The following is a 21061-nucleotide window of genomic DNA, read 5'->3' as shown; positions in this document are numbered from 1 at the left end:
TCAGGCCCGCAGGCCGATGCGCGCCAGGGTCTGGTCGATCCAGGCCGTGTCGAGCCGGCCCTCGGCGATCTGCCGCAGCGTCACCTGTTCCGCCTGCGACTTGTTGCGCGCCGCGTCGAGCACGGCCGCGGCCTCGTCCTGCGGCACGCAGAGCACGCCGTCGGCGTCGCCGATGATCAGGTCGCCGGGGTGGATCACCATGCCGTCGATGGCGATGGGCGCGTTGATTTCGCCGGGGCCGTCCTTGTAGGGGCCGCGGTGGGTCACGCCCGCCGCGAACACGGGCAGGGCGCCGGCGCCGATGACGTCGAGGTCGCGGATCGCGCCGTCGATGACGAAACCGGCCAGGCCGCGCCGGATCGCGTAGGTGGTCATCAGCTCGCCGATCAGCGCGTTGCTGAGGTCGCCGCCGCCGTCCACCACGATCACGTCGCCGGGCTGGGCGATCTCCAGCGCCTTGTGGATCATGAGGTTGTCGCCGGGCCGCGTCTTTACGGTGATGGCGGGCGCGGACAGACGCGTCTCGCGGCTCAGCGGGCGCAGGCGCGCGCCGGCCGCGGTCATGCGGGTCATGCAGTCGCTGACGTTGGCGACGGGCACGCCGCGGAAGGCCTCGACGAGGTCGGGCGCGACGCGGCGGGGGACGGGGAGGATGCGCAGTCCAAGCATGGCTTCAGTTCCGTTGGGCGGGGATGAGGTGGCTGGGGTCCAGGTCCTCGGGCCGCAGCACGCCCATCAGGGCCATGTTGCGCGAGACCTCCGAGCGCAGCAGGTCGATGGCGCGGTGCGCGCCGGCCTCACCGGCCACGGCGGCGGCGAAGGCGAAGGGGCGGCCGACGAAGACGAAGCGCGCGCCCAGGGCCAGGGCCTTGAGCACGTCGCTGCCGCGGCGCACGCCGCTGTCGAGCATCACCGGAATGTCGGGGCAGGCCTCGACGATGCGCGGCAGCACCGCCAGCGGCGCGGCGGCGCCGTCGAGTTGGCGCCCGCCGTGGTTGCTCACGATCACGCCGTCGACGCCCTCGTCGGCCGCGCGCCGCGCGTCGCGCGCGTCGAGCACGCCCTTGACCACGAGCTCGCCGCCCCAGACGCGGCGGATCATTTGCAGGTGGCGCCAGTTCAGGTGGCCGCGATCGGAGAGGTTGCGCTCCACGTGGGGCGAGAGGATGGGCGCGCCGCGCGTGGCGTAGCTGTTCTCGAAATGCGGCATGCCGTGGCGCAGCAGCGTGCGCAGGAAGGTGCCGAACAGCCAGCGCGGGTGCGTGAGGCCCTGCCAGGCGAGCGCGGGGCCGGGCCGCACCGGAATGGTGAAGCCCGCGCGCAGGTTGCTTTCGCGGTTGGCCGCGGCCGGCGTGTCCAGGGTGATCACCAGCGTGCGGTAGCCGGCGGCCTTCACGCGCTCCAGCAGCGCGAGGATGCCGGCGTCGTCGCCGGGCAGGTAGGCCTGGAACCAGGCCCCCGGGTTCACCGCGATCACCTCTTCCAGGCGGATCAGCGAGGAGCCGCTGAGCACGAAGGGAATGTTCTCGCGCCGCGCGGCCCGGGCGATGACCAGGTCGCCGCGGTAGGCCGAGAGCGCGGCCAGGCCCATGGGCGCCACGCCGAAGGGCGCGCCGTAGCGCTGGCCGAACAGCTCGACGCCGGTGTCGCGCGGCGTGATGTCCACCAGCACGCGCGGCACCATCTCCCAGGCCTGGAAGGACGCGCGGTTGGCGCGCAACGACTGGTTGGTCTCCGCCGCGCCGGCCACGTAGCCGAACACCGGGCGGGGCAGGTGGCGCCGCGCCTCTGCCTCGAAATCGTCGAGGCACAGCAGGCCCTGCAGCCACCGGGGGGCGGCCGGCGCGTCGGCGCTGCGGCTCATGCGCGGGGCTCGCGGTGCTCGGGCAGGGCCTTGCCCGAGAGCGCCCGCACCTGCAGCGCCAGCGCGGCCCAGTCCCAGTCGGCGCGGCCGCCCTCGCACAGCTCGTCGAGCAGCCGCTCGGCCAGCGCGGCGGTGGGCAGCACGGTGCCCGTGGCCTGCGCGCCCTGCAGCGCCAGGCGCAGGTCCTTGCGCATCAGCGCCGCGCGAAAGCCCGGCGTGAACTGGCCGGCGGCGATGCGGGGGGCGTGTTTTTCCAGCGAGAAGCTGCGCGCGGCGCCGCCCAGCAGGGCCTCGCGCATCGGCGCCGGGTCCACGCCCTCGGCCTCGGCCAGCGCGAGGGCGTCGGCCACGCCCAGCAGCGCGCCGGCCACGGCCACCTGGTTGCAGGCCTTCACCACCTGGCCCGCGCCCACGCCGCCCACGTGCAGCACGCTCTTGCAGAAGGCGCCCAGCGCCTCGCGGCAGGCGTCCACGCTGGCGGTCTCGCCGCCGACCATGCAGCTCAGCACGCCCTCGGCCGCGCCCTGCTGGCCACCGCTCACGGGCGCGTCCAGGAAGCCGATGCCGCGCGCCGCGAGCGCGGCCGCGAACCCGCGCGCCGACGCCGCCGCGATGGTGCTGGTGTCCACCACGGTGCTGCCCGCCGCCAGGCCGTGCACCAGGCCGCCGTCGGCGAACAGCACCTCATGCACCGCCGCGTCGTCGGGCAGGCTCAGGAAAACGATGGCGCTGCCCCGGCCCACGTCGGCCGGGCCGGTGCCGGCCGTGGCGCCCTGGTCCACCAGGGCCTGCACGGCGCGCGCCTCGCGCGCGAAGACCTTGAGCGGGTAGCCCCGGCGCAGCAGGCAGCCGGCCATGCCGGCGCCCATGGCGCCCAGGCCGATGAAGCCGAAGGAGGAACCGGGCGCGCGGCTCATTTGCCGATGGCCTTGCCGATCAGGTCCACCGCCGCGACGACCTCGGCCTGGAAGGCCGCGCCGTCGGCGTAGTCCTGGGTCAGGCCCGACTTGGCCACGTAGTCCTTCCAGCCCGGCGCCTGCATGGCCTTGTGGAAGGCGTCGTGCAGGTAGCGCCGGATGGGCTCGGGCAGGTTCGCGGGCGCCATCAGGCCCTTCATGTTGTCCAGGGCCACGGGCACGCCCAGTTCCGTCATGGTGGGCACCTCCGGCAGGGCCGGCAGGCGCGCGCGAGAGAACAGCGCCAGCGGGCGCACGCGGCCCGCGTCGATCATGGCTTTCATTTCTTCGTAGGCGCCAAAGGCACTGTCCACCTGGCCCGCGAGCAGGGCGGTCATGGAGTCGGCCGCGCCGCGGTAGGGCACGTGCAGCAGCTTCAGGCCGGCGGCCTTCTCGAACACGATGCCGGTGGCGTGGAAGATGCCGCCTTCGCCGGTCGAGCCGTAGGACACCTTCTCGGGCGCCTTTTTCGCTTCGGCGATGAGCGCCTTCATGTCGGCGAAGGGCGAGTCGGCGCGCACCGCCAGGATGCTGGGCGCGCGCGAGACCTTGATGATGGGCGTGAAGGAGCGGCGCGAGTCGTAGTTGAGCGGGCGGAAGTGGCCGACCGAGGTGGTCTCGCTGCCGCCGCCCACGAACAGGGTGTAGCCGTCGGGCTTGGCGTCGGCCGTGGCCTGCGCGGCGATGGCGCCGGCCGCGCCCACGCGGTTGTTCACCACCACCGGGACGGGAATGATGTCCTTGGCCGCGTACGAGAGCTGGCGCGCGATCTGGTCGGCCGAGCCGCCGGGCGCGAAGCCCACCAGGATGGTGATGGGCTGGGTGGGCTGCCAGGCCTGGGCGCGCGCGGCCAGGGGCAGGGCCGACAGGCCCAGCGCCGCGCCGGCGGCGCCCACGAGGTGGCGGCGTCGCAGGCCGGTGGAATGAATGCTCATGCGCTGTCTCCTTCTGTTGTGGGGCCCGGTCCACCCGCTCGGGTGGATCCGGGGCGCATTCTGGGAAGATGCCTTGTGGATGAAAAGCGATATATTTCGATCGCTCTTGTTCGCCTTTTTTCAACAAAAAGGATTGTGCGGCGCCGGCCATGACGCTCAAGCAGCTCGAAGCCTTCTACTGGGCCGCCACCGCCGCGAGCTTCCTGGTCGCCGCGCAGCGGCTGCACATTTCGCAGTCCACCTTGTCCAAGCGCATCGGTGAACTGGAGGCGCAGCTGCGCACCACGCTGTTCAACCGTGGTGGCCACCGCGCCGCGCTCACCGAGGCGGGCGAGCAGCTGCTGCCGCTGGCGCGGCGCATGCTGGCGCTGTCGGAAGACATGCGCGATCAGCTCGCGGCCGGCGGTGGCGTGCGCGGCCTCTGCCGCTTCGGCGTGGGCGAGCTCGCGGCCCTCACCTGGCTGCCCGACCTGGTCTCGCACGCGGCCGCTAAGTACCCCGAACTGCGCCTGGAACCCTGCGTGGACCTGGGCTCGGCGCTGGAGCAGCGCCTCGAAAGCGGGGAACTGGATTTCGCCGTGGTGGCCGGCCACTCCACGCGCGGCGCCATCGCCAGCGAAGCCATCGCCCAAGTCCGCTTCTGCTGGGCCGCCTCACCCGCGCTGGTGGGGCGCCGCCGCGCGGTGGACGCCGCGCTGCTGGAGCGGCACGCGCTCATCACCCAGCCCGGCGCGGCCGGTCCCACGCGCATGCTGGAACACTGGCTGGCGCTCAACGGATTGCAGGCGCCGCGCCGGCTGGTGTGCAACAACCTCGCGGCCATCGCCAGCCTGATCGCCTCGGGCGTGGGCGTCGGCCTGTACCCGCGCGGCTGGCTGCGCCGCATGGCCGCGCGCCGGGCCGTGGTCGAGCTGCGCGGCCCCCAGCCCCTGCCGGCGCTGCAGTACACCTTCCAGCACCGGCGCGACGACCACCGCGCGCTGCTCACGCGGTTGCGCGAGCTGGTGCGCGAGACGGTGGACTTCGACAAGTCCGGCCCCTTGTGGGGCGGCTGAACGGGGCGGTGCCAGAATCGCCTGGCGCCAACCACTGGAGGGGACCATGCGCCGCCACGAGATGAACCCGCCGCCCGGATCGCCGCGCGGCCCACGATCGCCGCAGGCCCGCCATGGCCGCTGATGCCGCCTCCACCCAATTGGTCCCGGTCGTCATGCTGCTGGGGGCGGCGGTGGTGGCGGTGCCGCTGTTCAAGCGCATCGGCCTGGGCTCGGTGTTGGGCTACCTGGCGGCGGGCCTGGCCGTCGGCCCCTTCGGCCTGGGCTGGTTCAGCGACCCCCAGACCATCATCCACACCGCCGAGCTCGGCGTGGTGATGTTCCTCTTCGTCATCGGCCTGGAGATGCAGCCCTCGCACCTGTGGGCACTGCGGCGCGCCATCTTCGGGCTGGGGAGCCTGCAGGTGCTGGTCTGCGGCGCCATGCTCACCCTGGTGGGCGTGGCCTTCGGCTTTTCGTGGCGGGTGTCCTTCATCAGCGCCATGGGCTTCGTGCTCACGTCCACGGCCATCGTGATGCAGCTGCTGGGCGAGCGCGGCGACATCGCCACGCCGCGCGGGCAGCGCATCGTCTCCATCTTGCTGTTCGAGGACCTGCTCATCGTGCCGCTGCTGGCCGTGGTGGCCTTTCTCTCGCCCGATGCGGCGGCCGAGGTGGCGGGCCCAGCGGCGGCGGCCTCGCGCTGGCTGTCGGTGGGGATCGCGGCCGGATCGGTGGCGCTGCTGGTGGCCGTGGGCGTGTGGCTGCTCAACCCCATGTTCCGCGTGCTCGCGAACGCGCACGCGCGCGAGGTCATGACAGCCGCGGCCCTGCTGGTGGTGCTGGGCGCGGCGCTGCTCATGCAGCTGGGCGGCCTGTCCATGGCCATGGGGGCCTTCCTGGCGGGCGTGCTGCTGTCGGAGTCCACCTTCCGCCACCAGCTGGAGGCCGACATCGAGCCCTTCCGTGGCCTGCTGCTGGGCCTGTTCTTCCTGGGCGTGGGCATGTCGCTGGATCTGTCGGCGGTGGCGCGGCACTGGGTCCTCATCCTGGCGGGCGTGCTTTCGCTGATGGCGGTGAAGGCCCTGTGCATCTACGTGGTGGCGCGGCTCACGCACAGCCCGCACGCCGACGCGCTGGACCGCGCGGTTCTGATGGCGCAGGGCGGCGAGTTCGCCTTCGTTCTGTTCGCGGCGGCGCTCGCGGGCCGCGTGATCGACCCGGTGGTGAACGCCAACATGACGGCCATCGTGGTGCTGTCCATGGCGCTCACGCCGCTGGCGGTGCTGGCGCTGCAGCGCTGGGCGCCACGCACCGGCCCATCCGCGGAGGGCGCGCCCGTGCCCGACCACGAGGCCGGCGCGGTGCTGATCATCGGCTTCGGCCGCGTCGGCCAGATCGCGAGCCAGAACCTGCTGCTGCTGGGCGCGGAGATCACCATCATCGACGCCGACCCGCAGCTCGCGCGCGAGGCCGAGCACTTCGGCTTCAAGGTCTATTACGGCGACGGCACGCGGCTGGACATCCTGCACGCGGCGGGCGCGCAAGACGCCAAGGTCATCCTGGTGTGCGTGGACGAGGCCAGCGCGGCCACGCTGATGGTGGAGCAGTGCAAGCACGCCTTCCCCCAGGCGCGGGTCATCGCGCGCTCCTTCGACCGCGGGCACGCCGCTGAGCTGGTGAAGGCGGGGGCGGACGTGCAGGTGCGCGAGACCTTCGAGTCCGCCATGGTCATGGGGCGCGAGGCCTTGCTCGCGCTGGGCACGGAGCCGATGGCGGTCGACGCCATCGTGGCGGACATGCGCCGCCGCGACGCCGAGCGTTTCCAGATGGAGCTCGACGGCGGCGGGCTGGTGGCGGGGCGGCCGATGATTCTGGGCAATCTGCGCGGGCGCCCGGGGCGCTGAGCGCCAGGACCGGGGCCGTGCACTGAAGGCGGGCGTCCTCGCCGGGCCGGCCGGCGCCCACCGCCACCGTGGAATGGGGACAACCCCTATTCATTGAATACTGTATCCAACATAGATTGCGGCACGGTGTTCGGTCCCGCGGCATGCCGGCCACAGGCCGTCGGTCGGGGCCCCGCGTTTGCAACGCCGGTTCGCGCCGCCCCACCAAGGCTGGCACATGAATTGCATACAGTATTTCGACAAGCCCGCCCCTCAACGCGCCACAGGAGTTCGCCATGTTCCGAATCCCCCGTCCATCCCCCTCATCGTTCTGGTCGCGCGCGGTCCATGCCACGGCCACGCTGGCCCTGGGCCTGGGCCTGGTGTCGCCGGCCGCCGCCCAGTCCGCCAGCGCGCCGGTGAAGGTGCGCTATGAGGAGGTGGTGCGCTCGGTCCTGTACGCCCCCGCCTACGTGGCGATGAGCCAGGGCTTCTTCCGCGAAGCCGGGCTCGACGTGTCGATCAAAACCTCGCAGGGCACCGACAAGGGCATGGCCGCCCTGCTGTCGGGCAGTGCCGACATCGTGCTGATCGGCCCCGAAGCCTCGGTCTACGTGGCCAACAGCGAATCGCCGGTCAAGCCCAAGATCTTCTCCGGCCTGACCGCCACCGACGGCTTCCTGCTGGTGGCGCGCGAGAAGCCCGCGGGCGCGTTCGCCTGGGACCAGCTCAAGGGCAAGGCCGTGATGTCGTTCCGCCCGGGCTCCAACCCCGACGTCTTCCTGGAGACGGCGATGCGCAAAAACGGCCTCGACCCCAAGAAGGACCTCAAGCTGGTGAACAACATCGGCCCGGCCGCGCGCACCGGCGCCTGGCTGGCGGGCCAGAACGACTACGGCATCTTCCTCGAGCCCGAAGCCACCATGCTGGAGAAGACCGGCAAGGGCGTGGTCGTGGCCTCCGTCGGCCGAGTCGTGGGCCCGGTGGACTACACCGTGTTCACCGCCACCGATGTCTACCTCAAGCAGAACCCCGCCGTGGCCCAGGCCTGGACCAACGCCATCGTGAAGGCCCAGAAGCACGTGGCCAGCGCGCCCCCGGCCGATCTGGCCAAGCAGATCGCCGAGTACTTCCCCGCCATGGCCCAGGCCGATCTGGTGGCCGCCATCGAACGCTACCGCGGCATCGGCCTGTGGAAGACCAACCCGATGGTGCAGCGCGAGGCCGTCGACAGCCTGCAGGACATGCTGATCGCCAGTGGCGTGCTCGACAAGGCCAAGCGCGTGAAGTACGAGCAGGTCGTGGTCACCGACTTCGCCGCGAAGGCCGCGCCATGAGCGCCGTGCTCGAAGCCGAAGCGCCGGTGGCGCAGCAGGTGCAGCCGCGCATCGAGATCAACGACGTCTCGCTGCGCTACTTCACCGACGCCGGCGAGACGCAGGCGCTCGACCGCATCCGCCTGTCGGTGGCGCCGGGCGAGTTCGTGAGCCTGATCGGCCAGTCGGGTTGCGGCAAGAGCACGCTGCTGTCGCTGATGGCCGGCATCCTCGAACCCTCGTCGGGCGAGGTGCGGGTGCACGGCGAGCGAGTCAAGGGCCCGTCGCCGCGCGTGGGCTACATGCTGCAGCAGGACTACCTGTTCGAATGGCGCAGCATCCTGGACAACGCCACCCTGGGCGCGCAGATCCAGGGCCGGCCGATGCGCGAGGCCCGCGAGCGGGCCGCGCACCTGCTGCACAAGTGCGGCATGGGCGACTTCCTGCACCACTTTCCGCGCCAGCTCTCGGGTGGCATGCGCCAGCGCGTGGCTTTGGCGCGCACGCTGGTGACCGACCCCGATGTGGTGCTGCTCGACGAGCCCTTCTCTGCGCTGGACTCGCAGACCCGCCTGGCGATCGCCGACGAGGTGGTGGAGGTGCTGCGCGACGAGGGCAAGTCGGTGGTGCTGGTCACGCACGACATCGGCGAGGCGATCGCCATGACCGACCGCGTGGTGGTGCTTTCGCGCCGCCCCGGGCGCATCAAGTCGCAGCACCTGATGCGCTTTCCCAGCCACGGCGCGGGCCGCCCGAGCCCGTTCGTGGTGCGGTCCCTGCCCGAGTTCAATACCTATTTCGCGCTGCTGTGGGACGAGCTCGACGTCCACGTGGAAGGATGACGCCATGAACACCACCGCCTCCGCCACCCTGGCCACCATGGCCACCCCCACGCCGCCACCGGCCGGGCGCGAACCCAGCCCCGCGTACCGCGAATGGCAGTCGCGCCAGCGCCGCCGCCGCCAGCGCATCCTGCTCACCCGCCTGGCCCTGCTGGTGGCCTTCCTGGTGCTGTGGGAGGTGCTGGCCAAGACGCATGTGGTCAACCCCATGCTGACCAGCTACCCGAGCGCCTTGTGGCCGACCTTCCTCGATCTGTTGCACAACGGCAAGCTGCTGATGCACACCTGGGTCACCTTCAAGGCCACCCTCATCGGCTTCGTGCTGAGCATGGTCATCGGCATCGGCGTGGCCGCCGGGTTGTGGTGGTCGGACTTCGCGCACAAGGTGCTGGACCCCTTCCTGGTGGTGGCCAACGCCATGCCCAAGATCGCCTTCGTGCCGATCTTCTACATCTGGCTGGGGTCCGAGTACTCGGTGTACGGAATGGCCGTGGCGATCGCCGTGTTCGTCACCATCATGGTGGTGTACGACGGCTTCCAGAGCATCGACCCGAACAAGATCAAGCTGGCCCGAACCCTGGGCGCCAGCCGCGCCCAGGTGTTGCGCCTGGTGGTCATGCCGGGCAGCGTGCCCACGCTCGTGGCGGCGCTGAAGATGAACATCGGCCTGGCGCTGGTGGGCGTCATCGTGGGCGAGTTCCAGTCGGCCAGCGCCGGCCTGGGCTTCCTCATCGTCAACGGCAGCCAGGTCTTCCAGCTCAACGTGGTGATGACCGCCATCGTGGTGCTGGGCCTGCTGTCGGGCCTGATGTACCTGGTGATCGCGCGGATCGAGGCCGCCATGGCCAAGCGCTACGCCTGAACCGAGAGGAGCGAGCATGCAGTTTCCCGAATGGGTCGTCGAGCGCGTGGTGGCGCGCCAGGGCCGCCTGCACCCCTATGACACGCTGGCGGCCGAACGCACGGCCTTCGTCGTCATCGACCTGCAGAACTACTACACGCAGCCGGGCTATCTCGGCGAGTGCGCGCCCGCACGCGCCACCTTCCCGGCGGTGAACCGGCTGGCGAACGCGCTGCGCGAGGCGGGCGGGCATGTCATCTGGGTGCAGACCAGCGCCGACGGCGCCGATGACTTCTGGTCGCACCACCACGCCCACATGCTCACGCCTGCGCGCAGCGCGCGGCGCCTGCGCGAGCTGGCGAGCGCGCACGAGGGCTTCCAGATCGCGCCCGGCCTGCAGCCGCACCCGCAGGACGAGCGCGTGGTCAAGCGCTGCTACAGCGCGCTGGTGCCGGGCTCGTCGCGCCTGGACGAGGTGCTGCGCGAGCGCGGCGTCACGCACGTGCTCATCGGTGGCACCGTCACCAACGTCTGCTGCGAATCGACCGCGCGCGACGCGATGATGATGGACTACGCCACCATCATGGTCGACGACGCGCTCTCGGCCGTCACGCCGGCCGAGCACGAGCACTGCCTGAACAACTGGATGCTGTTCTTTGGCGACGTGCTCAGCACCGACGAGGTGGTGCAGCGGCTGGTGCCGGTGGCCGCGCCCGTCGGCGCCTGAAAAAAAGCCCGCCGAGGTCTTCGGCGGGCCTGGGGCTTCAGCGGCCGCGGTGGCGGTCGCGGGCGGCGCGGATCAGAAGGACTCCCATTCGCCGACCTCGTCGCTGGCGGGGGCCTTGGCCGCAGCGGCCAGGGGTTTGCCGGCGGCCGGTGCGGCGGGCTTGGGCGCCACCGCCACGGGCTTGGCCGTGGCCAGCGGCTTGGCCACGGGTGCCGCGGGCTTCGCCAGAGGCGCCGCGACCGGCGCCAGCTGCGGCTCGCGGCGCTGGTGCCGCTCGCCCGCCGGCCGCGCGGCGATGCTGCCCGAGGCGGCGGTGCCATCCAGGCGGAAGATGCGCACCACCTCGGCCAGGCGCGCGGCCTGGTCGTTCATGCTCGATGCGGCGGCGGCGCTTTCTTCCACCAGCGCGGCGTTTTGCTGCGTCATCTGATCGAGGTTGGAGACGGCGGCGTTGATCTGGTTGACACCATCGGCCTGCTCGCCCGAGGCGCTGGCGATCTCGCCGATGATGTCGCGCACGCGCACCACGTTCTCCACGATCTCGCTCATGGTCTGGCCGGCCTGGCTCACCAGTTCCGTGCCCACGGTGACCTTGTCCACGCTGGCGCCGATCAGGCCCTTGATCTCCTTGGCGGCCTGCGCGCTGCGCTGCGCGAGGTTGCGCACCTCGCCGGCCACCACGGCGAAGCCGCGGCCCTGTTCGCCCGCGCGCGCCGCTTCCACGGCGGCGTTGAGGGCCAGGATGTTGGTCTGGAAGGCGATGCCGTCGATGACGCCGATGATGTCGTTGATCTTGCGCGAGGCCTGGTTGATCTCTTCCATGGTCGAGACGACCTGGTTCACCACCTCGCCGCCTTTTTGCGCGCTCTGGCCCGCCACGTCGGCGAGCTGGTTGGCCACGCGGGCCGAGTCGGCCGACTGCTTGATCGCGCCCGACATCTGCTCCATCGAGGCGGCGGTCTGCTGCAGGTTGCTCGCGGTCTGCTCGGTGCGGCTGGAGAGGTCGTTGTTGCCGGTGGAAATCTCTTTCGCGGCCACGGTGATGTTCTCGGTGCCGCGCTTGACGTCGGCCACCACGCTGACCAGTCGGTCGCGCATGGTGCCCAGCGCACGGGTCATGGCGCCGAACTCGTCGCCGCGATCGTTGTTGAGCGTGGCCGTCAGGTCGCCGTCGGCCATGCGCTCGGCGAAGGCCATGGTGTCGTTGAGCGGCTGGCGGATGTTGCGGATGAGGAAGAACGCGCCGACGGCGATGCCCAGGATCAGCAGGCCGACCTGCGTGGCGGCGATGGTGATACTGGTCACGCGCTCCTTGGCCTGCGCGGCCTGCGCTTCCTGCAGTATGCGGTTCTGCATGCGACCGAAGTCCTGCACCGCGTTGAGGTAAGGCGTGACGGCGCCATTGAAGTTGGTGGTGATCTCGTGCGCGGCGCCGGCGTAGTCCTCGGCGGCCTTGAGCTTGGTGGCCTTGCCCAGCGAGCTCAGCACGGCGGTGCGCAGCTCGGCGATGCGGGCCAGCGCGGCGACCTCTGCCTCGGTCTTGGGCATGGCGTCCAGCGCCTTCTGCAGCTCGGAGATGCGGGCCGAGCCGGCCGGGATCAGGTCCTTGTACAGGGCGGTGATGGCCGGGTCGCTGGACAGGGTGGAGGCCTGCACGCGGGTGGTGGTGGTCTCGGTCACGCCGGCCCATTCCACGGCCAGGGCGGTTTTGTCGGAGAGCTCGGTCAGGATGCGCTCGGACTGTTCGGTCATGCGGGCCGAACGCAGGCCCGCGCTGATGACGGTGGCCAGCAGGGCCAGGATGATGGTGGCGACGCCGGCCCAGAGTTTGGTGCCGACGGACATGTTGCGAAGGAAATTCATGGTGAGGCGCGGGGCGGGGGATCGGGTGGGGGCGTGAACAGGTGTCGCCCGCGGCCGCTTGGAAGGCACGGGCGTTCGCCGCCACTATCGGCCGCCTGCCGGGAAAACTTGATTGGATAAGGCGGGCAAAACCCGCCCAGTTCGCGGGCGGGCGCGGGCGCCCGCCCGGCGGCGCGCCTTCAGCCGCCGCGCCGCCCCTCGTCCAGGGGCAGGGTGATCACAAAAGTGGTACCGGCCTCGCTGGAGCGCAGGGAGAGGCGGCCCCGGTTCACCCGCACCGTGTTCTGACAGAAGGCCAGGCCCAGGCCGTTGCTGTGCGTGTCGGCGGTGCTCACGAAGGGGCGGAACACGCTGCGTTGCAGGGAGCGTGGGATGCCGGGCCCCCGGTCGCGGATCTCCATCACGCCCTGGCCGCCGCGCACGTCGGTGGCCAGCGTGATGTCACCCGGCTCGGGCGTGCCCTTGTGCTGGCGCAGGGCGACCAGCGCGTTGCGCAGCAGGTTGTGCACCACCTGCGTGAACAGGCGCCGCGTGCCGAGAAAGTGGAAGTCGGGGCCGGGCGCCAGCGCCACCGCGCGTCGCTCGGCCTCGGCGCGGAAGGGAAAGCTGTCGATGGCGTCGGCGATCAGCGCGCGCGCGGCGATGCGCTCGTCGCCGCGGCGCAGGACGAGCAGCTGCGCGTTCACGATCTGCGTGTCGATCTGCTGGTGCAGGTTGCGCATCAGCCCCTCCAGCCGCTGGCCCGAGCGGCGCGCTTGCGGCGACTCCCCGTTGTCGCGCAGGCTTTCCACCAGCAGGCCCATGCTGGCCAGCGGCGTGCGCAGTTCGTGGGCCATCACGCCCAGGGCGTTCATGGTGGCCTGCTGGCGCTGGCGGTCCTGCTGCGCCGAAGACAAGCCCAGCAGCAGTCCGCACAGCCACGACAGGCCCACCATGAAGCCGTGCTCGCGCGCCAGCGCGGCCGGCAGCCGGTCGGTGCCGGCGCCGAACAGCAGCCCGCCCGCGAAGGCCAGCACCAGCATGGCGGTGGCGTAGCGCCAGTCGGTGATCACGTACATGAGCAGCGCGACCAGGCACAGGGCCAGCACGCGCGGATCGGTGCCGCCGTTCATGAGGTAGAGCCAGACCTGCAGCACGGGGCCGGCCAGGGCCAGGTAGAGCAGCACGTAGGCGCGCGCGCCGGGCGACTCCGCCACCTCGTCGGGGTCGAACAGGAACAGCGGCAGGGCCCCGAGCGCCGCGGCCAGGCGCAGGGCCAGGCTGTCGTAGGGCTGCGGCGCGACCTGGGTGTACACCAGCCAGGCCGACAGGTGCACGATGAGGTAGATCAGGCCCAGCGCGACCAGCCGCGCGCGCGACAGGTGCAGCACGGGCTCGAGCGGGTGGGAGAACAGGGCCTGCAACGGCGTGCGCGGCATCGGGATCGGGCGAAGCGGGGGCATGGCGGGCCGCGGGAACGGGAATGCACCCATGCTACGCGCCAGCGGCGCCGCCACCAGAGGGAAGTCCGGCGTCCCGCTGTGGGGGAAACCCGATGGTCGCGCCTCAGCCGGGCGCCCAGCGCCTGGCGCGGTGGGTCTCGCCCGCCTCGCCGGGCAGCAGGGGCAGCTCGATCACGAAGGACGAGCCGGCGGCCACGCGCTCGAAGCGCAGCTGGCCGCGGTTGGCTTGCACGGTTTCGCGGCAGAAGGCCAGGCCCAGGCCGCTGCTGTGCGTGGTCTGGGTGCTGAAGAAGGGCTCGAAGATGGCGCGGCGCAGGTGCCCGGGCACGCCCGGTCCCTTGTCGCGCACGCGGATGGTGCCGAGCGCACCGCCCGCCGACACCTCGATCTGGATGTCGCCGCGTTCGAAGCGCCCCTGGGTGCGGCGCAGCGCGAACACGGAGTTCTTGAGCATGTTGTGGATGACCTGGATGAACAGGCGCTCGCTGCCGTGGAAGCGGAAATCGGCGCGCATGTCCACGCTGACGGCCAGGCGCTCGCGTTCGCTGAGGAAGGGGTAGGACTCGATGGCGTCGCGCACGAGCTGGCCGGCGCGCAGGGTCTCGCGGCCAGGCTGGATGCCCAGCAGCTGCGCGTTGACGATCTGCGAATCGATCTGGTGGTGGATGGCGCGCAGCAGGCCGTCCATGCGTTGCGTCAGGCGCTCCACCTCGGCGGGCTCGGCCTCGCGCAGGTTCTCGTTGACCAGGGCCGCGCTGGCCAGTGGCGTGCGCAGCTCGTGCGCCATCACGCCCATGGCCAGCAGCGTGGCGTTGAGCCGCTGCAGCCGCTGGCTGGCCGAGGACAGCGCCAGCGCCAGGGCGGACAGCCAGGCGAAGGCAAAGGTGAGGTTGCCCTCGGTCACGCGCCACCAGGGCATGGCGAGCTGCGGCTCCAGCAGCGCCACCAGCGCGCGCGCGGCGATGGTGCCCGCCGCCAGCGCCGCCGTGGCCACGCGCCAGTCGAGGATGTGGTACGCCAGGAAGCACATCAGCGCCGCGCTGGTCATCCACACCGCGTTGCCGTGGTTCATCAGGAAGAACCACTGGAACAGGAACGGGCCCGTGTAGGTCATGTAGGCCAGCAGGTAGAGCCGGATGCCGCGCTGGCGCATCACGCGCGACGGCGTCCACCACAGCAGCGGCAGCGCGCCGGCGGCGGCCAGCGCGCGCAGGAGCAGGTTCTCGTAGGGCTGCGGCACGAGCACCGTCCAGAACCAGTGGAAGGCCAGGTGCCCGATGGACAGGAACAGGCCCAGCGTGACCAGCCGCGCGCGCGACAGCTGCTGCAGCGGCTCCAGTGGCTGGCGAAGCAGGGCGATGGCCCGGATGAGGTGGTGGTGGTGCACGACGGGGCGGATTCTAGGGAGCGCCCTCCAGCGCCTGGCGTGAAAAAAGGCGCCAAACCGGCCGGCTCAAGTTCTCCCACGAAGTGCCGATATGCTCCCCTGGTCCGGGCGCGCGTGCGCCGCGTCCCGTCCACCCCCCGAAGCGAGCCAGGCATGTTGTTCCCCTGCATGAGAGCGTCCTCGCGCATCTCCTTCATCGACGACGACCCGTCGTTCCTCGACGCCATGGCGGACGCCGTGGCCTCGGTGCGGCGCTGCGAGTTCCTGCACCACCCGGGCGAGCTCGACCACTCCTATGCCGAGCAGGAAGCGCTGCTGCGGCGCGAGCAGCAGATGCTGGCGCGCGTGGTGGGCGCGGAGTCGCCGCTGGCCGCCGCGCTCGACTACTTCGCCTGGGAAGGGCGGCACCGCATCTTCTCGGTGCTGGTCACCGACCAGGTGATGCCCGCGGAGGATGGCATCTCCATCTGCGAGCGCCACGGCCATTTCGGCCTGCGGCGCATCCTGCTCACGGGCGCGGCCGACGCCGACCTCGCGGTCAAGGCCTTCAATGGCGGTGCCATCGAATCCTTCCTGCCCAAGCAGACGCGCAACCTGGGCTTCAACCTGCGCCGCGCGCTGCAGGAGCAGTTCCTGCACAACTCGCTGGAGCGCGGCCGCCACCTGGCCATGCAGATGCGCCACGAGCGGCTGCAGGCGCTGCAGTCGGACGACGTGTCCAACGCGCTGATGGTGATCCTGGGGCGCGGCCGCGTGGACGAATACCTGGTGCTTGGCGAGCCCTTCGGGGTGCTGGGCCTGCGCGCCGACGGCCGCCTGAGCTGGATCCAGATCGAGACCACCGCCGGCCTGCGCGAGCTGGCCGACTCGCTGGCCGAGTTCGGCTGGGACGCGCCCGGCCTGGACCGCGTGCGCGCGGGCCAGGCCCTGCCCAACCTCGAGCTGGTGTCGCAGCTGGAGGGCATCGCGGCGGCCATCGCGCCCGTCGAGGTGCTGAGTGAGGCCGATGGCGTGCTGGCCGCCGAGTTCCTGTTCGACTGGCCCGCCGCGGTGTCGTGGCGCGCGCTGGCAGAGGAACGCGGCGGGTGAGCGAGGATCCCTCGCGCGCCAGCGGCCTCGCCCTCCTGGGCGAACCGCCCGAGCCGGCGTCGCCCCCCAACGCGCTCGATGAGCGCATGCAGGCCTTGGCCGCGCGTCTGCGCGGGCGCGGCTTCGCGGGCCTGGCCTTCGTGCGGCCCGACCCTTTCGGCGTGGCTGGCGAGCGCCTGGTGCAGGCCCTGAGCAGCGCCGCGCTGCAGGCCCATGCCGAATGGATGGCACGCGCCGTGCCGCCGCGTGGTGGCACCGTCGAGCGCCTGCCCGTGGCGGCCCTGGGCGAGGAGGCGGTGCGCCGCCTGGGCGGCCTGGGCTACCAGCAGCTGCTGCTGGTGCGCCTGCCGCTGCTGGGCGAGGCCTGCGGCGAGTTCTGGCTGCTGTCCACCAGCGCGCACCTGCGGGAGGAGCAGCTGGGCACCGCCGCGCTGGAGGTGCTGGGCGACTGGCCCGCCTGGCGCGAGGCGCTGCGCGCGGCGGTCTGCCCGCTCACCCCGCGCGAGCGCGAGGTGCTGCGCGCCGTGGCCGAAGGCCTGAAAGGTTCGGAAGCGCAGCAGCGTTTCGGTTGCACCGAGCGCACCTTCCGCCTGCACGTGGAGAACGCCAAGCGCAAGCTGCGCGCGGCCAACGGCGCGCAGGCCGTGTACCGCGCGCAGCTGATGGGCGGGCTCTGAGGCCGGGGCGGCTGCAACCCGGCGCTGGCGCGCCGCCTCAGGCGCGCCGCACGGTGTTGGCGAGGCAGCCCACGCGCTCGATGTCGACCTCGACCCGGTCGCCGTCCTTCAGCCACACCGGTGGCTGGCGTGCGAAGCCCACGCCCGCGGGCGTGCCCATCACGATCACGTCGCCGGGCTCCAGGACCATGCACTCGCTGAGAATCTCGATGGTCTCGGCGACGCCGAAGATCATGCTGGAGGTGTTCGCGTCCTGCATCACCTGGCCATTGACGCGGCACTGGATGCGCAGGTCGCGCCCGCCGGGCGGCAGATCCTCGGCGAGCACCAGGGCCGGCCCGAAGGCACCGCTGGCATCGAAGTTCTTGCCGATGGTCCATTGCGGCGTCTTCTTCTGGTAGTCGCGCACCGACAGGTCGTTGAAGCAGGCGTAGCCCAGCACCAAGTCCAGCGCCTGCTCGCGCCGCACGGCCTTGCCGCGCCGGCCGATGACCACCGCCAGCTCGGCCTCGTAGTCGACCTGAGTGGAGACCGCCGGCAGCGGCGCCGGCTCGCCATGGCCCAGCAGCGAACTGGCCGCGCGCAGGAAGAACCAGGGGTAGGTGGGTTTCTCGCGGCCGCCTTCCTTGGCGTGGTCGAAGTAGTTCAGGCCCAGGCAGACGACCTTGCCTGGCCGCGCCAGCAGCGGGGCGAAGCGCGCGGCCGCGGCGGGTACGCGCTCGGTGGCCGCCTGGGCCAGTTGCGGCAGATCCTCGCCGCGCGCGATGCGCTCGCCGAGTTCGTCCGGCAGCGTGCCGGTGGAGGGCAGCAGGCGGTAGTGGTCGCCGTCGGGAACGGCGGCGCGCGCGGCGCCTTCGTGGAGAAGGTTGACGAATGCCATGGCGCTCAGTTCAAGAGCAGGGCCGCGGCTTCGCGCGCCGTCTGGCCGACCCGAACGCCCTTGGCCTGGGCGACGCGGTTGGCGGCGCTGATCACGCCGTCGAAGTAGGTGCTCTGGCCGTCGCCCATGCGCGCCGTCAGCGCGTCGACGGACGCGCCGGCGATGCCATCGGCCTCCACGTCCTGCAGGGCGGAGATGCCCGATTGGTTCTTGCCGATGCCGCCGTCGGAACAGATGAAGGCCCAGGGGCGGAACTGGCGAAAGTAGTCGACCACGCTGCGGCCGGTGTGGCCGGCGGTGCACAGCACGTTGCGTTCGCGGTCCTCGGGCAGGGCGAAGGCGATGGAATCGGTGCAGACGATGCTGCGGCCCTGCGGGTTGGTTTCGATCACGAGGCGGCGCGCGGGGTCGAAGCGCGCGGGCTTGAGCGCGCCGGTCTTGAAGGCCTCGGCGACGTCGCGCACGCGCATGCCGGGCGCGATGCCCAGGCGCTGGGCCGCGTCGTTCACGCGGCTGACGATGCCGTTGTCGTACAGATCCGCGCCGTTGCCCATTTCGGCGGTCAGGGTGTCGGTGGCGGCGGCCGGCACGCCCAGGGCCTCGTAGTACCAGAGGCCGGCGATGCCGGCGCCGTCCTTGCCGATGGCGCAGTCCAGGCCGATCGCGGCGCGCGGACGTGCCGACATGACCATGCGCGCGCACAGCACGCCGGAATAGGACGCGTTGACGATCACGTCGCCCTGGCAGGGGTGGGTGGCCACGTAGGCCTCGACATGCGTGGCCGAGTCGAACACCAGCGTGCGGCCGGCGGGGCTGTCGTGGAGGGTGGGCAGGTGCAGTGCCATGGGCGTGTGTCCTCAGCGGATGGGGGAGAAGCCGGTGGGCGTGAGCAGCCGGTTGTTCATGGACTGGAGCATGGGCCGGATCTTCACCAGGTAGTCCTGCCACACGGGTTCGGCGGCGAGCAGGGCGCGGCGGCGCGCGCGCTCCTCGAAGCTGTCATAGCCCCACAGGTGCACCAAGGCGTTGAGCTCGCCGACCTCGGTGACGAAGTAGCCCAGCAAGTTGCCGAGGGTCTTCATCTGCAGGTCCAGCGCGCCGGTCTGGCGGTAGAGGTCCAGGTACATGGCCGGCGTGTACTCGGCGTGCAGCACGTAGCAGCGTTCTTCGATCAGCATGGTGGTGGAGGTCTCCGTGGGAAGCTCATTGGGAAGCGGGTGGGGAAGGGGCGGCGAGCTGTTCGCCCGCGATGAAGCCGAAGGTGAGGGCGGGGCCCAGGGTGATACCGGCGCCCGGGTAGTTGCCGCCCATGATGCTGGTGCTGTCGTTGCCGACGGCGTACAGCCCGGGAATGGGCTGGCCGGCTTCGTCCAGCGCCCGCGCCGCTCCATCGGTGCGGATGCCGCTGAAGGTGCCGAGGTCGCCGATGGTGAGGTGGATCGCGTAGAACGGAGCGTCGGCGATGGGGGCCACGCAGGGGTTGGGCTGGTGCTCGCGGTCACCCAGGTAGCGGTTGTAGGCGCTGCCACCGCGACCGAAGCGCGGATCTTCGCCGCGCACGGCGCCCTGGTTGAATTCGGCCACGGTGGCCACCAGGCCCTCGGGCGAAATACCCGCCTGCCGCGCCAGCGCCTCCAGCGTGCGCCCGCGCTTCAGGTAGCCCGAGCGCAAGTGCGGCAGCAGCGGCAGCGGGAAGGGCTTGACGAAGCCCATGCCGTAGCGCCTCAGGGCGCGGTGGTCGCAGATCAGGAAGGCCTCCGCGGGCTCGCCCGGCGCGGCCGCGCGCTGCATGGCGATGCCCACGTCGTGGTACGAGTGGGCCTCGTTCACGAAGCGCTCGCCGCGCCGCGTGACGGCGATGATGCCGGGCTTGTAGCGGTCGATCAGGTGCGGGAACACGCCCGCCGGCCCCTGGCCGCGTGGCACGGCGGACACGGGGATCCAGGCCGCGGCGTTGGGCAGGTGCGTGTCGAGAGCCGCGCCCACGGCGCGCGCCAGCCGCAGGCCGTCGCCGGTGTTGCCGGCGGGCGCGGGCGAGCGGTGCTCGGTGCCAGTGGGGGCATGGGGGAACAGTTGGCGTCGGCGTTCGGTGTCCTGCGGGAAGCCGCCAGCGGCCAGCACCACGCCGCGCCGCGCGTTGACGCGCAAGCGTTCGCCACCGCGCTGCACCACCACGCCAATGACGCGGTCGCCCTCGCGCAGCAGCTCCACCACGGGTGTGTCGAGCCACAACTCCACGCCCAGCCCGAAGGCGCTTTGGGCCAGGCGCGCGGCCAGTGCGTTGCCATTGGTCAGGCGCGTCGCGCGGCCGTGGCGCAGCATCTCCACCGCGTGCGCGGCGAGGCGTCGGGCCACGTAGGCGGCCGAGCGCAGCGAGCGCGTCACCTTGAAGAAGTGCTGCACCTCCTCGCTGGCGTTGAACATCATCCCCATGAAGGTGATTTCCTTCAGCGGCGGGCGCAGCTGTTTCATGCGCGGGCCGAGCCGGCGGGCGTCGTAGGGCGCCGCCAGGATGGAGCGGCCGCCCTGGCTGGCGCCGGGGCGATCGGGGTGGTAGTCGGGGAACTCGGGCAGGTTGACGAAGGCGACCTCGGTCTGGCGCGTGAAGAAGTCCACCATGCGCGGGCCGTGGCGCAGGAGGGCGTCCACCTTGTCGGCGTCGAAGGCCGCGCCGCATTCGCCCTGCAGGTAGCGGCGCGCCGCCTCGGGCGAGTCGGGGCCGTTCGATCCGTCGCCCAGTCCGTGGCAGGGCACCCAGAGCACGCCGCCCGAGCGCGCGGTGGTGCCGCCATAGAGCGAATCCTTTTCGAGCACCAGCACCTGCAGGCCGAGCCGCGCGGCGGTGACCGCCGCGGCCAGGCCACCAGCGCCCGAGCCGACCACCACGGCGTCGACGCTGCGATCGCTCCCGCCCTGGCTCACTTCAGTTCCTTGCCCGCCAGCTCGCCCAGCAAGAACTTGTTGGGCTTGAGGAAAAAGGACAGCACGAGCGCGCCGCCCGGGGAGCGTGCGACGTGCCGATTGCCCTTGGGGCGCCAGACGTAGTCGCCCTCGCGCACCTCGCCTTCGTCGTCGACGATGCTGCCAGACAGCACATAGGTCTGCTCGATCTCCACGTGCTCGTGCAGCGGCAGCGCAGTGCCGGGTTGCCAGCGGAACAGGGCGGTGAGCAGACCGCTTTGCGTGTCCTCCATCAGCACTTTCATGTCGATGCCCGGCGTGGGCGTGGGCTTCCAGGGCAGCGCGCTGACGTCGACGTAGCGCGAGTCCAGGGGGGCGAGCGCTTGCTCGCCGGCGAGGCCGGGGGTAGTGGCCATGGTGT

The 21061-nt window shown here is 71.5% G+C and carries 20 protein-coding genes; 8 read left to right on the top strand and 12 right to left on the bottom strand.

Going from position 1 to position 21061, the window contains the following annotated elements; translation table 11 throughout:
• Genes JNX00_RS18745 through JNX00_RS18730 form a run of 4 tightly spaced genes read right to left on the bottom strand, consistent with a single transcriptional unit; the run spans position 1 to position 3755 of the window.
• On the bottom strand, positions 1-669 hold the full coding sequence (locus tag JNX00_RS18745) for an RraA family protein (RefSeq protein ID WP_204743207.1): 669 nt from the start codon (positions 667-669) through the stop codon (positions 1-3).
• 4 nt (positions 670-673) lie between these two features.
• The gene (locus JNX00_RS18740; RefSeq protein ID WP_070400717.1) at positions 674-1864 is read right to left on the bottom strand and encodes an alpha-hydroxy acid oxidase; all 1191 of its coding nucleotides are present in this window, start codon (positions 1862-1864) and stop codon (positions 674-676) included.
• A complete protein-coding gene (locus JNX00_RS18735; RefSeq protein ID WP_204743205.1) occupies positions 1861-2781 on the bottom strand; it encodes an NAD(P)-dependent oxidoreductase in 921 nt (306 codons plus the stop codon). The genes JNX00_RS18740 and JNX00_RS18735 overlap by 4 nt, the downstream gene beginning before the upstream one ends.
• Positions 2778-3755 carry a tripartite tricarboxylate transporter substrate binding protein gene (locus tag JNX00_RS18730; protein ID WP_070400715.1) on the bottom strand — a complete coding sequence of 326 codons (978 nt, stop codon included), beginning with the start codon at positions 3753-3755 and terminating at the stop codon, positions 2778-2780. Before JNX00_RS18730 ends, JNX00_RS18735 begins: the two co-directional genes overlap by 4 nt.
• A 149-nt stretch (positions 3756-3904) precedes the next feature.
• Here JNX00_RS18730 and JNX00_RS18725 point away from each other — a divergent pair, with 149 nt between their 5' ends.
• From JNX00_RS18725 to JNX00_RS18700, 6 genes are all read left to right on the top strand, one after another.
• On the top strand, positions 3905-4810 hold the full coding sequence (locus JNX00_RS18725) for a LysR family transcriptional regulator (protein WP_204743203.1): 906 nt from the start codon (positions 3905-3907) through the stop codon (positions 4808-4810).
• Between the two features lie 113 nt (positions 4811-4923).
• Positions 4924-6696 (top strand): monovalent cation:proton antiporter-2 (CPA2) family protein, encoded by a 1773-nt coding sequence (locus tag JNX00_RS18720; protein ID WP_070400713.1) that lies wholly within the window; start codon positions 4924-4926, stop codon positions 6694-6696.
• A gap of 275 nt (positions 6697-6971) precedes the next feature.
• Positions 6972-8012, top strand: a complete 1041-nt coding sequence (locus JNX00_RS18715) for an ABC transporter substrate-binding protein (RefSeq protein ID WP_070400712.1) — start codon at positions 6972-6974, stop codon at positions 8010-8012.
• Entirely contained in the window at positions 8009-8833 is an 825-nt protein-coding gene (locus JNX00_RS18710; protein ID WP_070400711.1) for an ABC transporter ATP-binding protein, read from the top strand. The genes JNX00_RS18715 and JNX00_RS18710 overlap by 4 nt, the downstream gene beginning before the upstream one ends.
• Before the next feature lie 37 nt (positions 8834-8870).
• On the top strand, positions 8871-9695 hold the full coding sequence (locus JNX00_RS18705) for an ABC transporter permease (RefSeq protein ID WP_139147115.1): 825 nt from the start codon (positions 8871-8873) through the stop codon (positions 9693-9695).
• Positions 9696-9711: 16 nt separating this feature from the next.
• Positions 9712-10401: a cysteine hydrolase gene (locus JNX00_RS18700; protein ID WP_204743201.1), complete on the top strand. Its 690-nt coding sequence runs from the start codon at positions 9712-9714 to the stop codon at positions 10399-10401.
• Between the two features lie 72 nt (positions 10402-10473).
• On the opposite strand, the gene JNX00_RS22525 is transcribed toward JNX00_RS18700, so the two are convergent.
• The 3 genes from JNX00_RS22525 to JNX00_RS18685 all read right to left on the bottom strand — a co-directional run bounded on the left by JNX00_RS22525 (position 10474) and on the right by JNX00_RS18685 (position 15093).
• Positions 10474-12264: a methyl-accepting chemotaxis protein gene (locus tag JNX00_RS22525; RefSeq protein WP_275564514.1), complete on the bottom strand. Its 1791-nt coding sequence runs from the start codon at positions 12262-12264 to the stop codon at positions 10474-10476.
• Positions 12265-12443: 179 nt separating this feature from the next.
• On the bottom strand, positions 12444-13706 hold the full coding sequence (locus JNX00_RS18690; RefSeq protein WP_204743199.1) for a HAMP domain-containing sensor histidine kinase: 1263 nt from the start codon (positions 13704-13706) through the stop codon (positions 12444-12446).
• Positions 13707-13809: 103 nt separating this feature from the next.
• The gene (locus JNX00_RS18685) at positions 13810-15093 is read right to left on the bottom strand and encodes a HAMP domain-containing sensor histidine kinase (RefSeq protein WP_204743197.1); all 1284 of its coding nucleotides are present in this window, start codon (positions 15091-15093) and stop codon (positions 13810-13812) included.
• A 153-nt stretch (positions 15094-15246) separates the two neighbouring features.
• Here JNX00_RS18685 and JNX00_RS18680 point away from each other — a divergent pair, with 153 nt between their 5' ends.
• Positions 15247-16182 (top strand): hypothetical protein, encoded by a 936-nt coding sequence (locus JNX00_RS18680; protein WP_204743195.1) that lies wholly within the window; start codon positions 15247-15249, stop codon positions 16180-16182.
• Positions 16179-16859, top strand: coding sequence for a helix-turn-helix transcriptional regulator (locus JNX00_RS18675; RefSeq protein ID WP_204743193.1), 681 nt, complete (start codon positions 16179-16181; stop codon positions 16857-16859). Before JNX00_RS18680 ends, JNX00_RS18675 begins: the two co-directional genes overlap by 4 nt.
• Before the next feature lie 37 nt (positions 16860-16896).
• Here JNX00_RS18675 and JNX00_RS18670 read toward each other — a convergent pair whose 3' ends face one another.
• Genes JNX00_RS18670 through JNX00_RS18650 form a run of 5 tightly spaced genes read right to left on the bottom strand, consistent with a single transcriptional unit; the run spans position 16897 to position 21056 of the window.
• The gene (locus JNX00_RS18670) at positions 16897-17739 is read right to left on the bottom strand and encodes a fumarylacetoacetate hydrolase family protein (protein WP_204743191.1); all 843 of its coding nucleotides are present in this window, start codon (positions 17737-17739) and stop codon (positions 16897-16899) included.
• A gap of 5 nt (positions 17740-17744) precedes the next feature.
• Positions 17745-18584, bottom strand: coding sequence for a hypothetical protein (locus JNX00_RS18665; RefSeq protein WP_204743189.1), 840 nt, complete (start codon positions 18582-18584; stop codon positions 17745-17747).
• A gap of 12 nt (positions 18585-18596) precedes the next feature.
• Entirely contained in the window at positions 18597-18917 is a 321-nt protein-coding gene (locus tag JNX00_RS18660; protein WP_204743187.1) for an NIPSNAP family protein, read from the bottom strand.
• 25 nt (positions 18918-18942) lie between these two features.
• Complete coding sequence (locus JNX00_RS18655) at positions 18943-20661, bottom strand: FAD-dependent oxidoreductase (protein WP_204743185.1); 1719 nt, start codon at positions 20659-20661, stop codon at positions 18943-18945.
• On the bottom strand, positions 20658-21056 hold the full coding sequence (locus tag JNX00_RS18650; protein ID WP_204743183.1) for a cupin domain-containing protein: 399 nt from the start codon (positions 21054-21056) through the stop codon (positions 20658-20660). The genes JNX00_RS18655 and JNX00_RS18650 overlap by 4 nt, the downstream gene beginning before the upstream one ends.
• Positions 21057-21061 lie beyond the last annotated feature (5 nt).

The sequence above is a fragment of the Hydrogenophaga sp. YM1 genome (assembly GCF_016903055.1).
In the GTDB taxonomy this organism is placed as follows: Bacteria; Pseudomonadota; Gammaproteobacteria; order Burkholderiales; family Burkholderiaceae_C; genus Hydrogenophaga; species Hydrogenophaga borbori.
Note: the sequence above shows the minus strand (reverse complement) of the source record. Positions and strands in the feature narration are given on the sequence as shown.